Below are 16,852 nucleotides of genomic sequence, written 5' to 3' on the forward strand. Positions count from 1 at the left end.
GTTATGGCAAAAGAATTTAGTCGTACTCGCCGTATTGCACAGCAACTCCAACAAGAGTTAGCGATGATTTTACAGCGTGACATGAAAGATCCACGTATCGGTTTTGTTACCGTTAACGATGTTGATGTTTCTCGTGATTTAAGCTTTGCGAAAGTATTTGTTACTTTTTTCGAAGAAGATCAAGAGTTAGTCGATCAAAAAATTGAAGCGCTTACGGCTGCGGCACCATATGTAAGAACCTTGGTTGCTAGTCGCATGAAATTGCGTGTTATGCCTGAGCTTCGTTTCGTCTATGACAGCTCGCTTGTTGAAGGGATGCGCATGTCTAACTTAGTTAGCCAAGTGATTACACAAGACAAAGCTAAGCAAGACAAAGCAAGACATGAAGAGTTTGGAACTGACGATGCTGACGCATCTGAAGAAAAACCTGAGGATAAAGATTAATGGCTCGTCGTCGCAAAGGTCGTTTTATTAATGGCATTGTACTGTTAGATAAAGGTACTGGCATCAGTTCTAACCATGCTTTGCAACGCGTCAAACGTCTTTATAACGCTAATAAAGCGGGTCATACAGGTGCGCTTGATCCTTTAGCTACTGGCATGCTGCCAGTTTGCTTAGGTGAAGCGACAAAGTTCTCACAGCATCTTCTCGATGCTGATAAGCGTTACTTGGTAACTGCTAAGTTAGGTGAAAGAACTGATACCAGTGACTCAGATGGTGAAGTGGTTCAGATCCGTCCGGTTAAGTTTACTCAAGCACTATTAGATGAATCATTAGAGCATTTTCGTGGTGATACCATGCAAGTGCCTTCAATGTTTTCAGCTTTGAAATATCAAGGTCAGCCTTTATATAAATATGCGCGTGAAGGGATAGAAGTTCCGCGTGAAGCTCGACCTATAACGGTTTTTGAATTGTTATTTGTGAGCCTTGAAGGTGATGATTTAACCCTTGATATTCATTGCTCTAAAGGCACTTATATTCGAACAATCATTGATGATTTAGGTGAAATGCTTGGGTGTGGTGCGCATGTCACCATGTTAAGACGTACCCAAGTCGCTGAATATCCTTATGCCAAAATGGTTACGATTGAGCAGTTAACAGAGCTTGCTGAAGGAACGGATAAAGAAGATGAGTCTACTTTTACCGTACTTGATGAGCTGTTACTGCCAATGGATACAGCGGTTGCGAACTTCCCTGAGGTTAATTTACCTGAGGAAAGTGTGCAATACATTATGCAAGGTCAACCTGTACAAGCATCAGGGTTAGAACCTGATGTATTAGTGCGGATGACATCTGGTGAAGACCGTCAGTTTATCGGCATCGGCACCATGAATGATGATGGTTTATTAGCGCCTAAACGTTTGGTTGTTGATCATAGTGCAGATTAGTTAACAGCTTTTATTAACTGTTCTGTGTTTTTTATTGCGATAGTGTCTGAATATAGTTAGAATGTCGCCCCCTCTGGCTGAGTTAGTGATTGGCTAGAGTTAATTTAATTTTTTCTGGAGATAAATATGTCACTAAGTAATGAACAAAAAGCTGCTATCGTAGCTGAATATAGCCGTGGCGAAAACGACACTGGTTCTACTGAAGTACAAGTAGCTTTATTGACTGCGCAGATTAACCATCTACAAGGTCACTTCAAAGAGCACATCCATGATCACCATTCACGTCGTGGTCTATTACGTATGGTTAGCGCACGTCGTAAACTTACTGCTTACTTAAAGCGTAAAGACGTAGCTCGTTATACTGCTCTTATCCAGAAGTTAGGTTTACGTCGTTAATATCGACGTTTAATTTGGGCATGGTTAACATACTCAAATTCAAACCGTGAAAAAGGAGGCTTATGCCTCCTTTTTTATTAGGTATAATTTACCGAAATGTTTAACGTGAAAGTGCTTAAACTTGCTCGAGTTGCTGTATCGGCATTTCTGTTAGGTATTTAGATTCAAACTCTTCCTGCGGCAAAGGCTTACTGAAAAAGAATCCTTGGCCGATTTGACAGTTATGTTGTTGTAACCATTCAAGCTGTTCTTCGTTTTCAATACCTTCTGCAACAATATCTAAATTGAGCTGCTGACCTAACATTAAGATGGTTGATGCTATTGCTGCATCATGGGGTAAGTCGGAAACAAAACCACGATCAATTTTCATGGTTGTGATTGGTAAATGTCTAAGATAAGACAAGGATGAATAACCGGTACCAAAATCATCCACGGCAATACCGAATCCTGCGCTCTTTAGCTGCTCAAGCTTAGCAATTGCCTGATCTACATCATTCATCAAAGATGTTTCTGTTATCTCTATCTCAAGTAGCTCAGGGCGTATTTGGTAGCGTAAAGCTAATTGCTTGATGTCAGAAACCAAGCTGGCATCAGCAAATTGTTGTGAAGCGACGTTCACCGCTATTGGGATAGCGTAGTTGTATTTCTTTTCCCACTCGCGGATAACTTTACAGCTTTGCTCAATCACCCATCTTCCGATTGGGATAATAATCCCAGTTTCTTCGGCAATGGGGATGAATGACATTGGTGATATAAGCTCACCATTTTTTTGCCAGCGGATAAGCGCTTCACAGCCAATGACTCGATTGGTTCTTAAATCTAATTTAGGTTGAAAATAGAGCAAGAATTCATTGTGTTTTAGCGCGTCATGAAGTGATGCTTCGGTCTTTAACCTAACAGCGGCATTTTCTGTCATCTGTTGTTTAAAGAAGGCCCATTGGTTTGAACCAGCCGCTTTAGCGCTATACATGGCAATATCAGCGTGTCTAATTAAATCTTCTGCGCCCGGGCCATCTTCAGGATAGATTGAAATACCAATCGAAGCCGCAGGGTGTATCGCATGTTCATTGAGTTGCACTGGGGTATTGAGTTGTAGTAGAAGCTTATCGACAAAGTCAGCAGCTTGATCTGGGGTTTCAATATCATCAGCCACAATGACAAATTCATCACCGCCTAACCTGGCAACACTGCCTCTATCGCCGACAACAGTTTCTAATATGCGGGCAACGCGGGCAAGAAACTGATCACCAATCGCATGACCTAATGAGTCATTGACGTTTTTAAAGCGATCTAAATCAATGAACAATAATGCGAAATGTCTTTTGTGAACTCTAGCACGCTGAATCGTGACATTGAGAGTTTCCAGTAACAAGGTACGGTTAGGTAAGCTGGTTAACGGGTCTCTGGTTGCCATCTTTCTAAGTTTATTTTGTGTTTGGCTAAACTGTAATAAAATTTGGTTAAACTTCGATGTTACTAGCCCTAGCTCATCATCTTTATGGGCTGCAGACATAGGTAATAAGTTTTCATCAGGTAAATCAGGATCAATTTTATCTATGGCTTCACTGATCCTTGCAATCGGTTGAGTCAAGAACCGATGGAATACAATGGTCAGTACCAACGTCAGCAATAAGGCGCGAGCGAGAGTAGCAATAAAGCCTAATTGAAGTTGATTAAACAGGTTGTTAGTCATCTCTTGTGTATCGTAAAAGATGGTTAACGTACCAATAAGCTGCTGCTTTTTGTTCCCTTCGAAATAGAATGGTCTATATAAAGGACGTGATATTTCGTTTAAATCATTGAACAGAAAATGGCTTAAGTTGTCATAGTTTTCTGAAAACAACTTAGGCTTATTGCTAGCGGTGACAAATAAACTGCCGTCATCAAGGGTAATCACAGCTGAGCTAATATTATCAATCTTGATAATACCTTCGAGTGTTTGTTCGGTTTGTTTATCGTCTAACGCCCAGACAGCATTAGAGGCAGTTTGTTCTACTGAGTTGAGTAACTCTTCTTGCGAAGCGGTAAGTTGCTGCTTAGTCGTGACAACAACTAATGCAATTTCGACGACAAAAATGGCAATCGCAAAAAACAAAGCAGTAAATACAACTAAGTTTGTTTGCTTCCATGTCAGTGACTTAAACCTTTGCGTCATTCAAACGATTCCATTTGTTTTTATTAAATAATCACAGCTTTTATGGGTAACTGGTGCATTTAACATGTTGAACTCATTTAATGTGTTATTTTTATTTAGGGACAACAACAACTAACTGTAGACAAAATAACATTAAAAGTCATTAATTATAGCTGTTACAACTTATATCAATAGGCTATTTTTGTTCAAACAAAAATGGTGTTTCAAACAGTGGAATCTTGTTAGGTTATCTATTCATTGAGTGATTAGCTGTTTTATCGGCTGATAGAAGATTAATTTTAATTATTTTTTAGCGGTATATTGCGATGCGCTTTAACTATTGTAAAAAATTGCAGTATACTTATGCGCGTAATTTAAAGGTCAATAATTAAGGAATGGGTCAAGTGAATCCAATAGTAAAGAGTTTTGAGTATGGTCAACATACCGTCACCTTAGAAACAGGTGTTATTGCACGTCAAGCAGACGCTGCAGTTTTAGCGAGCATGGGCGACACAACTGTATTAGTTACAGTCGTTGGTAAAAAAGTAGCTGATCCTAGCCGTGACTTTTTCCCATTAACAGTAAACTACCAAGAAAAAACCTATGCAGCAGGTAAAATCCCTGGTGGTTTCTTCAAGCGTGAAGGTCGTCCAAATGAAGACGAAACGCTTATTGCTCGTCTAATCGACCGTCCAATTCGTCCTTTATTTCCGAATGGTTTTAAAAACGAAGTTCAAGTGATCATCACAGTCGTTTCTGTTGATCCTCAAATTGAGCCTGATATGGTTGCTATGATTGGTACATCAGCAGCGCTATCTATCTCAGGTTTACCTTTCAATGGCCCTATCGGCGCAGCACGCGTTGGTTACATTGATGGTGAGTACTTATTAAACCCAACAGTTGATCAAGTTGCTGAAAGTGACCTTGACTTAGTTGTTGCAGGTACTGACTCAGCTGTTCTTATGGTTGAATCAGAAGCTAAATCTTTAGCTGAAGAAATCATGCTAGGCGCTGTGACTTATGGTCACGATCAACAACAAGTTGTTGTTCAAGCCATTGCTGAGTTTAAAGCTGAAGCGGGTAAACCAGCTTGGGATTGGACTGCACCTGTTCAAGATGCTGACTTAGTTGCTCAAATTAAAGAGCTAGCTGAAGAAGGCATGACTGCAGCTTACCAAATCGAAGTTAAGCAAGATCGTTATGCTCAAGTTGGCGCTGTTAAAGCAGCTGCTAAAGAAGCACTAATGACTAATAACCCAGATGTTGATGCTCGCGAAGTTGATGGTTTACTTGGCAGCCTTGAGAAGAAAGTTGTTCGTGGTCGCATCATCAGTGGTAAGCCACGTATCGATGGTCGTGAGCCTGACATGATCCGTGCATTGAATGTACTAGCTGGCGTACTTCCACGTACTCACGGTAGTTCATTATTTACACGTGGTGAAACTCAAGCACTAGTAACTTGTACTTTAGGTACTGAACGTGATGCACAAAAGATTGATAGCATCATGGGTGAACGTACTAACCGCTTCATGCTTCATTATAACTTCCCTCCATACTCTGTTGGTGAAACAGGCATGGTTGGATCACCTAAGCGTCGTGAAATTGGTCACGGTAAGTTAGCTTGGCGTGGTATTAACGCTGTTATGCCTTCTGCAGAAGAATTCCCATACAGTGTTCGTGTAGTATCTGAAATTACTGAATCAAACGGTTCAAGCTCTATGGCTTCTGTTTGTGGTACTTCATTAGCATTAATGGATGCGGGTGTACCAATTAAAACTTCAGTTGCAGGTATTGCAATGGGTCTAGTTAAAGAAGGCGACGATTTCGTTGTTCTTTCTGACATCTTAGGTGATGAAGATCACTTAGGTGACATGGACTTTAAAGTTGCTGGTACTCGTGACGGTATTACAGCGCTTCAAATGGATATCAAGATTGAAGGTATCACTAAAGAGATCATGGACATCGCGCTTCAGCAAGCATACGGCGCACGTGTTCATATTCTTAACGTTATGGACCAAGCAATTGGTGGCGCACGTGAAGATATCTCTGACCACGCTCCACGTATCACGACTATCAAGATTAATCCTGAGAAGATCCGTGACGTAATCGGTAAAGGTGGTGCGACTATCCGTGCATTAACCGAAGAAACTGGTACAACTATCGAGCTTGATGACAATGGTACAGTGAAGATTGCATCTTCAAACGGTGAAGCAACGAAAGAAGCTATCCGTCGTATCGAAGAAATCACTGCAGAAGTTGAAGTGGGCCGCATCTACAAAGGTAAAGTTATCCGTATCGTTGATTTCGGTGCGTTTGTTAACATCTTACCTGGTAAAGATGGCTTAGTGCATATTTCACAAATCAGTGAAGAGCGTGTTGCTAACGTTTCTGACCATCTTGAAATGAATCAAGACGTCGACGTTAAAGTGATGGAAGTTGACCGTCAAGGTCGTGTAAGACTTTCTATCAAAGAAGCTAACGCGAAAGAAGAAGCTGCTGCAGAATAACTTCTGACATCAGTTCAACTTAAAAAGAGACCTTAGGGTCTCTTTTTTGTTTTGTGACATAGAGTAATTTTTTATGCTGATTGGCACTTAATGTTACTTCACTTGTCAAAATGCTAGTTGAATCGCTTTTGCAGCAACTTTCGCTCGCTTTATATTAATTGAAGCTAGTGTAAATTCAGTAAATGAAATTTTATCAGTATCTGCATAGCCCTAATGTAGATAGGTTGATATGATGCAAAGAAATTATAGAACCTGATAAGGTATTTAAATGGAACAGAAATTACGTACCACAGTCGTCGCATTATGTGTGGGTGCCAGTTTATTATTGTCAGGTTGTGCTTCTTTATCTGGAAGTGCTGACAGCGCAACTAGCGGTAAGGTGATGGTTGCACCGAATGTCCCAGATTATAAATTAGAAGTCACCTTGGCTAAGCTAAATGAAATCTTAGGCACAATGGAGTTAACCCCAGAGCAACGAGCTCGTTTCCATTATGACCGTGGCGTTATCTACGATAGTGTAGGCTTGCGTTTACTTGCCCGAATAGACTTTCATCAAGCGATTAAACTTCAGCCTAACTTAGCGGATGCTTATAACTTCTTAGGGATTTATTATACCCAAGAAGGTGAATTTGAAAGTGCATATGAGTCTTTTGATGGGGTACTCGAATTATCACCTGAATACGACTATGCGTATTTGAATCGTGGTATTGCATTGTATTACGGTGAGCGTTACGAATTAGCTGCGCAAGATATGCAAGACTTTTTACGCAAAGAGCCTTCTGATGGTTACCGTGCGCTGTGGCTTTACTTAGTTGACTCACCTAGAAACACTGAAACTGCACAACTCGCATTAGTTGAAAACAGAAAAGCATTGAACGAACAAGCTTGGTCAACGGTATTAGTGGATTACTACTTAGGTACACTGACTAAAGAACAGGTTTTTGAGGCAGCGAAAGAGAACTTATCTCAGCCTAAAGAGTACTCAGAGCGTTTATGCGAAACTTACTTTTACTTAGCTAAAAAAGCAGTCGAGCAACAGGATTATGAGTTAGCGATTGATTATTATCGATTAACGCTAGCAACTAACATTTATGATTTTGTTGAACATCGCTATGCACGTATAGAGCTTGCACAAACACAGCAAAAGTTAGCTGAGCAAGCAGCTAAGCAGCCTTAATTATATACGTTAAACCCAGCGTATTAACGTCAGAAACAAAGCTAGTCTCTATACAGAGGCTAGCTTTTTTATTTTATGTCATCTAATAATGCGAAAAGTATGATCATACTTTATAGGCAAAGTATGATCATACTTCAGTCCGTTCACCGAAAAGTTGTCATACTTCCATTCATTATCCTCATGTCAAACTTACAGTTAAGTTTGCATTTACCTTCTCTTATTCTGAATTTATAAAACCATCATTAATCGTTGGAGTCAGAATAAGGTACTAATAATCAGTGTTTTATGATTTTTTCTTTACCTTGGTTATGAGCAAAAAACTAAAATCTGAACAATCATTCAAACATTGAAAGATAAATTTTCTTTGCTTTTGGAAATAAAGTTTTAGCAGTAAAAGAATGTGGCTGAAAAGTTTGCCAACAAGTGTGCTGAATACTTCATACCTTAAATCAGACTTAAGCTTGGATTTTCTATATTAAAATTCTCACAAGTTATTTACAAAGCTTGTTAATGACAAATTGAAGGACTATTAAGTTCTAGTTGAGTTAAACGTGATGTTTCTACTGCTTATAAGCTAGAGGTAAAAATGGAAAGGTGTGTTAAAGCGGTAATCTGTTTTTTGATCGCACTACTTACATCTTTAACTAATGTTTACGCTAACGACTCTTTAACTTTAAGCATGAGCGGTGTAATTGAAGAACGTTGTGTCGTTGGAATTGTAGATTCAATTCCCTTTGATTTTAGCATTGAGCTATCTCACACAGCGAATCTATCAATTGAATGTAACTTGCCTATGCTCATAGCATTGCGTTCTGATTATGGCGGACTGGAGTTAATAGACGGTTCAGTTGAAACAAGCTTAGTGGCTGAATACCAAGTTGAACTTAATATCGACTCTTTAAATTTTTCATTGAAACAAAAGTCTAAAGAGCTAATAGATGAACAAAGATTTATCACCGGAGCAGATATTCCATTTAATACATCTGGAATGATCAAAGTGAGTTTATTTGAGCCATTGAAGTTTGCAGGTGAATATCAAGATACATTGCATATTGATGTATATCCGAATTTCGTTAATAGCGGAATATAAGAATTCTTCTAATGAAGAGAAGAAAACCACCGATTTGTTGGTGAGAACAAATCGGTGTAGCAAAAAACCAATCTGAATATTAAAAAGGAGTTTTACCATGAAAAAGTATACTTTAGCAGCAGCTGCTGTAGCAACTTTATTTGTAGGTTCAGCAAGCGCAGTAGAAGTTAACCTTAGCGGCAACATTCAAGAAGTCTGTGAAGCGAGTGCTACTCAAACATCACTTAGCGATATGTCAACGACTACAATGTCAGGCTTTTCTTTTGTGTGTAATGACCGTGATGGTGCGACAGTTACGATTACAAGTGCTGAAGGTGGATTACAAGGAATTGACTCAGAAGATCTCGTTATCCCTTATGTAGCGACGCTTTCTGTAGGTGGTTTTGGTGACCTAATCTTGGATTTAACAACTGGTGGTAACACCGGTACTAATGATGCTTCACAATCTCGTGACTTTACTGGTGCACAGCTATTAAATGGCGCAGCAGCAACATTGGAGATTAACTTTGGAGCACTAACTACAGGTACTGGTGCTTGGGCTGGTGCATATTATGATCAGTTAACAATTCAAATCTCAGCAATTTAAGACTTTAACAACCTATGCGGGAGAACATCTCCCGCATTATTACGGAATAAAACTTATGGAAAAGTTATCAAATAAACAGTTAACACTCAGTATATTCATTCTCTTTACTTCTTTGTTTCTTATCAATCCTTACGCGCTTGCTTATCAGGTTCAGCCTATGTCTGCTGAAATAAAACCTGTTGGAAAGCAATCACAGTATTCTCTTCGTGTTGATAATACCGATTCATTTCCTGTTTCATTAGAATTTATTCCATGGCTCGTTACTCAAGATGAGTTTGGTAAAAACACCTTAACTCCTGCAGATAATGATTTACTCGTTATACCTATGACAGCGGTTGTTCAGCCAGGAAAGTCACAAACTATTATGGTTCGTTACTTAGGTGAGCCTGTGATAGAGCAATCACAAACTTATTCTATCGAGATTAACCAAGTTACTGTCGCGATGGAAGATGTTTCAGCGTCTGAACTTGGGATCGCATTTAACTTTAAAACGATGCTGAATGTTACGCCTGATGATTCAAAGGCTGAGTTAAACGCAAAGTCTTTTCAATCTCACGGAGATACCTGGAACATTGAAGTTGTCAATAGTGGTAACCGCTTTGCAAAAATTACTGAAATGGAGTGGGTCGTTTCAGATGGTAATCATTCAGTGACGTTAGATCGCGACAATATTAAGAACTTTGTTGTAGGCAAGATGGTGATGCCTAATGCGTCTCGAATTTTTACAGTCAGTCAAATAGATAAAATTGATATGGGTAATGCCAGCGTAAAAATTAAATGGTTACAACAGTAATTGTCATCTCAAGCATTTCAAAAATAGGTCATTGATCTAGATAATACAAGAGCAGTAATAATGAACCCTAAACGGAGTGATGAGATGATTAACCTTAATACGTTTTCCACCTCAATCACTTTTTTATGCTTGGTGATATCACTGTTTATGATGAGTCACTCGTTTGCATTAGAAATATCCCCACTGACACTTGAGTTAAAGTCGGACTCCAGGCCTCAATATCAACAAATTTTTGTTAGAAACCCTTCAAATAAGACGGTTCCTGTTGAAATAAATTTAAACAAAATTGTATTTAACCCTGCTTCAACAGGTAATTCCTTTTCGCTGTTAGCTGTAGAAAATGATAGTGAATTATTGGTTTTTCCTCCTGCATTAGTATTAGAGCCAGGAGAAGTAAAGTCAGTAAGAGTTCAATGGATAGGGACACATGCTGTGAAGCAGTCAGTAAGTTATTTCGTGCGTTTTAGTCAACCGAGTTTATCGCTGCCTATGTCAGAGGATAATTCTCAGGAAAATACGCAAAGTGGAGTTAAGGTTTTTGTGCATTTCAATGCTGTTGTTCATTTGAGTGCGAATGATTTGTTAGCTGATTTAGCCGTTGTTGAAGGTTCAATAGAGTTCAATGAACAAGAACACAAGCTAGCTTTTGATGTGAAAAATAATGGTCAGCGTTACAGTTATTTAAAACCATACCATTTAGCAGTAGTAAACTCAGATGGCTCGACTACTCCATTACTAAATGAAGCCGCCTTTAGCCAGCTAGGGGATATATTCTTTCCTCCTCAAATGATTAAAAAGGTATCTATTCCCTATGAAAAATTATGGGTTCAAGGTACTAAACTCAAAATCAATAATTCACAAAGAGATTAGGAATGTTTAAGTCATCCGTTATCTCAATTTTAATCATGTTGCTTTGTTTATTAACTACATCAGTTATGGGCTCTGAAATAATAAACCCCACAGGTCGAGATATTACCTTAACGAGTTTATTAAGGTTGCATGATACTGTGATTGGTGAAGTTGAAGTGACTATAACCAAAGAACAGCTCATTTTAATGCCTGCAGAAGCAACAATCACACTGCTTAATGCAACTTTATCGGATGAAGTTCTGAGTTCACTGTCTGAGCAACAGCTAGATGGCATGATTAGCCAAGCTATGTTTACCAAGCTCAATATAGGGTTGAGCTTTGAAATGTCTTCGCTGGAGTTAGTGCTTGATGCAAACTCTGAAGATTTAAAAGTAGGGCAAATTGATTTTGGAGATAAACCAACACAACGTTCATTTTTAACGCCCTCCTTATTCAGTGGCTATATTAATTTATCCGCTGGAGCTTCAAGACTCGAGAATAACACTCCCGAGAATGATGTGGGTGTGCAGTATAGTCACACACTCGATGCTGGCTTCAATTATGAGCGTGCAGTATTAGAATATGAATCTATTTATAATGATTATCAAAATCAAAAAGGACTCTATTCAAGGCAAGGAACCCGAATTAATTATGATTTTCCTGAGCAAGGAACCCGACTGACCATCGGAGATTTCTATTCCAGTGGTGCTACTTTTCAAGATGGAGGCGACATGCTTGGGATAGGGATTGCTAGGGATTTTTCTCTTATTCCAACCAAAAATGTTCGACCGACAGCAGCAAGACAATTCACCCTTCAACGTGCGTCTACTGTAGATCTACTGGTTGATGGTGTTGTGGTACGGCGATTAACCTTGGGTGCAGGTTCTTACAACTTACAAGATATTCCTTTAGCTGAAGGAGTCAGTGACTTAGAACTCATCATTACAGATGCATCAGGAAAAGAAGAAAGGATCAGTTTTTCTATCGCTACAGGGATGGATTTATTAAAAGAAGGTGAGTTTGAATATAATTTTAATGGCGGTATAAAAAGTAATATTAGTGATGCTGAACCAGAGTATGAACGAGAAAAATACCTTATTAATGGTGAATTAGAGTACGGCATAACCCCTGCTTATACATTAGGTGGTAACTTTCAGGTTGGGGATAACAGTTACCAATTAGGTCATAGGAGTTTATTTGCTACAGGTATTGGCATTTTTGATATTAAAACAACTTACAGTTATCAGGATGTGTTAGGTAAAGGACTTGCAGCAAGTGTTGGATATGACTTAATTGGTAGTGCGAGTACCGACAGTACTTTTGAGTTTAGTATTTATTACGATTATTACTCGCAATTTTTCATTGGTGCGAGGAATGATATTCTGGTTACACCAGAAGCCCCAATTAACGCTAATCAACATTTTTTGTCCAGCCGTATTAATTATACATTCAACCCGTTTTTAAAAGTTTCACTTACTGGCAATTATGTTCATGCTTATGATGACGCTCAACGCTACTGGACTTTGAGTCCTTCATTATCTGGTTCTATCTTTGATACAGGTGCGACTTGGAGTGCACGAGTTACCCACAAAGAGTTTTTAGATGATAGTAGCGAGTTTTCAGGGCTGCTGACTTTGAGTTGGCCATTTGGAAGTGAATCTAGGGTTATTTCAAGCTATAAAACCGATAATAAAGAAATTAGTTCAGAATATTCTTACCGTAAAAATGTAGGTAACAGTGGCGGAATTTCTATGTTTGCTGGGGCCACTCACTCCGAAACTAATGATATTGATGGTGATGTCGGTATCGATTACGATGCTAATCGCTTTACCTTGAGGGCTCAACATGTCAGCCGTTATAGCGATTTCTCAGAAGATACCAATAATCATGTTACTCAAGCTAAGCTCGCTACAGGTATTGCGTTCTCTGGCGGTCAATTGGCTTTTGGTCGCCCAGTTAGAGAAAGTTTTGCAGTGATAAAGCAGCATAAAAGCATTGAAGATAACCGAACAGAAATTTCTCCTTCTTCAATGGGCGCTAGAGCATATAGTGATGGGCTAGGCCCAATACTTATCCCAGATCTTGCTGCATACAGTGAACAAGTTATCTCTTATGAGGTTGAAGATTTACCTGCTGGGTATGATTTAGGTGCGGGTGTTTTTCCTGTCTACCCAGGCAATGGTCAAGGTTACAACTTACAAATTGGTTCAGAGGCAGCAATTACCTTAATGGGGACACTGCTTGATAAAGAAACTCAGCAACCGATTACATTAGTCGCAGGAAAAGCGGCTTTGGTCGGGCGTGATGATCTTGAACCATTACAATTTTTTACGAATAGAACGGGTCGTTTTGCTATTTCCGGTGTGAGGCCTGGCACATATAAGATTAAATTAAATACACCTACACCACGATACTTCGAACTGGTTATTGATGAAGATAGCAGCGCGTTATTGCGCTTAGGGAAACTCTATGTCGATTAAGCAATTTAAAAATTTTAATCTGTTATTGGTATGTTTTTCATATCTATGTTGTCCGGTCGCGGCTTTAGCATGCACTGCGAAGATTCAATCATTAGACCTTCAAGCTGGAAGTTATGATGATTACGATGTTTTTACTTCAGAAGCATATGGGTTAACTCAACAATATGAAGCCAAGGTGCTTTTTTCAGATGTCGTAGAAGGGGAGGAATGTCTGTTTTATTTTTCGGCATCTACTTTTGATTCAACAACTAAATTAACTTCCTTAAAGAATGAAAGTTTATTTTTTGAGCCAGTTCCTCAGTCATTAGACAGTGGCGTCCAGAATAATCGATGGTTTGGCAAAGTGTCACCCGCAAGTGACCGCTTTAGATTTCAATTACGCTTTCCAAGTCATCAATTTGGTACATATGGTAACTATGACGCATTATTGGAAGCCAAACTTCATCAATTACCTGACGGTGGTCAGGTGATCGATGAACTGCAACAGTTGATTGCCGCTTCTATTGAACAGGCTGCACAAGTGAGCTTTTATGGCGTATCAGATAATACCTATCATCTTGATCTTGGTTATTTATCAACAGGGAAAGTCATCAATGCTTCACCTAATTTATTTGTCAAAAGTACGACTGACTATTCTTTATCTTTTGAATCTATGAATAAGGGGGTCTTGAAACATCAAAATCAACAAAGCCAATGGGATATTGATTATCAGCTTACATTGAACAATATTGAGATAGATTTATCTCATAATGAAAATCAATTTTACGCTAACTCGGCAACGGTAAGCCAAGGTGAACGTCTACCTCTGAAAATTGTCATTGGTGAGACCGAAGATAAATTAGGTGGTATATATACTGATGAAATACATATATATATTAGTCCTGGCGGTTTTGCAGAATAAAACTTGGCTTACTGTAAGTTCTCTTTGACCCAACTCATTGCTTGCAGTCTATTTTTTACATCAATTTTTTTAAAGACTTTATATAAATGAGATTTCACAGTATGTTCGCTTACGAAAAGAATATCAGCTATTTCAATATTGGATTTGCAAGTTGGTAGTAATGCCAATACATCAAGCTCTCGAGATGTGAGTGCCGTTGTTGGTTGTGCGGATGGTTTAAAGTCAGTTCTATAGTGTTGCAAAAGCTCTGTCATGACACTACGTGGCAACCAGTATTCTCCATTGAGAATTTTTTCCATACCAATAATAAACTCTTTAAGAGGGGTATTATTGGCAAAAACGCCACAGCAATTAGGCCATCTTAAGATTTTTTGTTTGTCATGGAAATCATCAGTATTGAGCAGAATTGTTGAAATGTTGCCAGTGTTAGAGGCTAGAATATTTTGCCAGTGAAGGGTTTCGTCTTCATCTAAGTTATTGACATCAATTAATAACAAGCTGTTTTCAGGGCACGATTGAGCCAAAAGCAATTCACATTTTGAGATACGAACTACTTGGTTAAGGTTATCTTTAATAAATTGGCTTAATATTCTATTTTGAATATTGTCGGAGCCCAGCAAGGTTAAGGTATAGATAGTCATAGTCTTAATTTTGTATTTCACTAAGTATCATAGATTAGTCGAATGAGTCATATCCTCTATAAGTGTTAAATTACCAACAGAAGTAATATCCTCTAACCTAAGAGTGATTATAGTTGTTTTTTTGAGCTAAAAATATCTTATTTATATTAAATTACCATGATACTTAGGGAAAAAAATAAACCTAGATAGACTTTGTTTATGTAGGGTACGCTTTACCTAGCCAACTATCCTTGGAAAAGCTATAATTTGCGCCATTTTTATCATGCCAGGGCAAAGTAACTCATGTCAGCTCACACAGTCGAGGTCGATAAACGTCGTACCTTCGCGATTATTTCGCATCCAGATGCCGGTAAGACCACTATTACCGAAAAGGTACTTTTATTCGGACAAGCTATTCAAACTGCAGGTACCGTTAAAGGCCGTGGCTCTAAGCAACATGCTAAGTCAGATTGGATGGAAATGGAGAAAGATCGTGGTATTTCTATCACGACCTCTGTCATGCAGTTCCCATATAGCGATTGTCTGGTAAATTTACTCGATACTCCTGGTCACGAAGACTTCTCAGAAGATACTTACCGTACCTTAACTGCTGTTGACTCATGTTTGATGGTCATTGACTCCGCTAAAGGTGTCGAAGATCGTACCCGTAAGCTAATGGAAGTGACCCGTTTACGTGACACGCCGATTGTGACCTTCATGAACAAATGTGACCGTGATATCCGCGATCCTATGGAAGTGATGGATGAAGTTGAAAATGAGCTGAAAATTGCCTGCGCTCCGATCACTTGGCCTATTGGCTGTGGTAAATCATTCAAAGGTATTTACCATATTCACCGTGATGAAGCTGTTTTGTATCAGTCTGGCTTAGGTCATATGATCCAAGAAGTTCGCACAGTGAAAGGTATTGATAACCCAGAACTAGATGTTGCAATTGGCAGTGAGCTTGCTGAAATCTTACGTGAAGAGCTTGAACTTGTTGTGGGTGCTTCTCATGAGTTTGATTTAGATGCGTTTCTTAGCGGAAAATTATCACCAGTATTTTTTGGTACTGCATTAGGTAACTTTGGTGTTGACCATGTATTAGATGGCTTAACAGAGTGGGCACCTAAGCCACAGCCGCGTGCGACTGAAGCAAAAGTGATTCAAGCTGAAGATGAAAAATTCAGTGGCTTTGTATTTAAAATTCAAGCGAATATGGACCCAAAGCATCGTGACCGTGTGGCATTTATGCGTATTGTTTCTGGTAAATACCAGAAAGGCATGAAGATGCATCATGTACGTGCCGGTAAAGATGTTCGTATTTCAGATGCATTGACCTTTGTTGCAGGTGATCGTGAGCAAGTTGAAGAAGCTTATCCAGGTGACATCATTGGTTTACATAACCATGGCACTATTCAAATTGGTGACACTTTCTCTCAAGGTGAGAAGCTTAAGTTTACCGGTATTCCTAACTTTGCTCCGGAAATGTTCCGTCGTATTCGCTTGAAAGATCCATTAAAACAAAAGCAATTACTGAAGGGCTTAGTGCAACTTGCTGAAGAAGGTGCAGTTCAAGTCTTTAGACCACTTGATACCAATGATCTTATTGTTGGCGCAGTGGGTGTACTACAATTTGAAGTCGTTGTTGGTCGTCTTAAAAGTGAATATAACGTAGAAGCAATCTATGAAGGCATTAGTGTCTCGACTGCTCGCTGGGTATATTGTAAAGATGAGCGTAAGTTAGAAGAATTCCGTCGTAAGTGCAGTACTAACCTTGCACTAGATGGTGGTGATAACCTAACTTATATTGCGCCAACCATGGTAAATCTTAATTTATCAATGGAACGTTATCCTGATATCGAATTTGCTAAGACTCGTGAGAACTAAGCATTAATTCAATATTGGTATAATTTTAAAGGCGGGTAACCGCC

The 16,852-nt window shown here is 39.0% G+C and carries 14 protein-coding genes; 12 read left to right on the top strand and 2 right to left on the bottom strand.

Annotated features, from left to right (window positions below):
- Positions 1 to 3: 3 nt before the first annotated feature.
- From rbfA to rpsO, 3 genes are all read left to right on the top strand, one after another.
- On the top strand, positions 4 to 444 hold the full coding sequence (gene rbfA, locus BCU84_RS04425; RefSeq protein WP_102526898.1) for a 30S ribosome-binding factor RbfA: 441 nt from the start codon (positions 4 to 6) through the stop codon (positions 442 to 444).
- Positions 444 to 1,388 (top strand): tRNA pseudouridine(55) synthase TruB, encoded by a 945-nt coding sequence (gene truB, locus BCU84_RS04430; protein WP_102526899.1) that lies wholly within the window; start codon positions 444 to 446, stop codon positions 1,386 to 1,388. The genes rbfA and truB overlap by 1 nt, the downstream gene beginning before the upstream one ends.
- Before the next feature lie 126 nt (positions 1,389 to 1,514).
- On the top strand, positions 1,515 to 1,784 hold the full coding sequence (rpsO, locus tag BCU84_RS04435) for a 30S ribosomal protein S15 (protein WP_055023715.1): 270 nt from the start codon (positions 1,515 to 1,517) through the stop codon (positions 1,782 to 1,784).
- Positions 1,785 to 1,899: 115 nt separating this feature from the next.
- Here rpsO and BCU84_RS04440 read toward each other — a convergent pair whose 3' ends face one another.
- Positions 1,900 to 3,939, bottom strand: a complete 2,040-nt coding sequence (locus BCU84_RS04440; protein ID WP_102526900.1) for an EAL domain-containing protein — start codon at positions 3,937 to 3,939, stop codon at positions 1,900 to 1,902.
- Positions 3,940 to 4,322: 383 nt separating this feature from the next.
- On the opposite strand from BCU84_RS04440, the gene pnp reads away from it, so the two are divergent.
- From pnp to BCU84_RS04480, 8 genes are all read left to right on the top strand, one after another.
- Positions 4,323 to 6,425: a polyribonucleotide nucleotidyltransferase gene (gene pnp / locus BCU84_RS04445; RefSeq protein WP_102526968.1), complete on the top strand. Its 2,103-nt coding sequence runs from the start codon at positions 4,323 to 4,325 to the stop codon at positions 6,423 to 6,425.
- A 268-nt stretch (positions 6,426 to 6,693) separates the two neighbouring features.
- Positions 6,694 to 7,602 carry a lipoprotein NlpI gene (gene nlpI, locus BCU84_RS04450; RefSeq protein ID WP_102526901.1) on the top strand — a complete coding sequence of 303 codons (909 nt, stop codon included), beginning with the start codon at positions 6,694 to 6,696 and terminating at the stop codon, positions 7,600 to 7,602.
- A gap of 586 nt (positions 7,603 to 8,188) precedes the next feature.
- The gene (locus tag BCU84_RS04455) at positions 8,189 to 8,692 is read left to right on the top strand and encodes a hypothetical protein (RefSeq protein ID WP_102526902.1); all 504 of its coding nucleotides are present in this window, start codon (positions 8,189 to 8,191) and stop codon (positions 8,690 to 8,692) included.
- Positions 8,693 to 8,789: 97 nt separating this feature from the next.
- The gene (locus BCU84_RS04460) at positions 8,790 to 9,278 is read left to right on the top strand and encodes a hypothetical protein (RefSeq protein WP_102526903.1); all 489 of its coding nucleotides are present in this window, start codon (positions 8,790 to 8,792) and stop codon (positions 9,276 to 9,278) included.
- Between the two features lie 55 nt (positions 9,279 to 9,333).
- Complete coding sequence (locus tag BCU84_RS04465) at positions 9,334 to 10,071, top strand: pilus assembly protein (protein ID WP_102526904.1); 738 nt, start codon at positions 9,334 to 9,336, stop codon at positions 10,069 to 10,071.
- 84 nt (positions 10,072 to 10,155) lie between these two features.
- Complete coding sequence (locus tag BCU84_RS04470; protein WP_102526905.1) at positions 10,156 to 10,941, top strand: hypothetical protein; 786 nt, start codon at positions 10,156 to 10,158, stop codon at positions 10,939 to 10,941.
- 2 nt (positions 10,942 to 10,943) lie between these two features.
- Positions 10,944 to 13,400, top strand: a complete 2,457-nt coding sequence (locus BCU84_RS04475; RefSeq protein WP_102526906.1) for a fimbria/pilus outer membrane usher protein — start codon at positions 10,944 to 10,946, stop codon at positions 13,398 to 13,400.
- On the top strand, positions 13,390 to 14,301 hold the full coding sequence (locus BCU84_RS04480; protein ID WP_102526907.1) for a hypothetical protein: 912 nt from the start codon (positions 13,390 to 13,392) through the stop codon (positions 14,299 to 14,301). The genes BCU84_RS04475 and BCU84_RS04480 overlap by 11 nt, the downstream gene beginning before the upstream one ends.
- Before the next feature lie 8 nt (positions 14,302 to 14,309).
- Here BCU84_RS04480 and BCU84_RS04485 read toward each other — a convergent pair whose 3' ends face one another.
- The gene (locus BCU84_RS04485; protein WP_102526908.1) at positions 14,310 to 14,963 is read right to left on the bottom strand and encodes a LuxR C-terminal-related transcriptional regulator; all 654 of its coding nucleotides are present in this window, start codon (positions 14,961 to 14,963) and stop codon (positions 14,310 to 14,312) included.
- 261 nt (positions 14,964 to 15,224) lie between these two features.
- On the opposite strand from BCU84_RS04485, the gene prfC reads away from it, so the two are divergent.
- Positions 15,225 to 16,808, top strand: a complete 1,584-nt coding sequence (prfC, locus tag BCU84_RS04490) for a peptide chain release factor 3 (RefSeq protein ID WP_102526909.1) — start codon at positions 15,225 to 15,227, stop codon at positions 16,806 to 16,808.
- Positions 16,809 to 16,852 lie beyond the last annotated feature (44 nt).

Source organism: Shewanella sp. 10N.286.51.B7, from assembly GCF_002873615.1.
In the GTDB taxonomy this organism is placed as follows: Bacteria; Pseudomonadota; Gammaproteobacteria; order Enterobacterales; family Shewanellaceae; genus Shewanella; species Shewanella electrodiphila.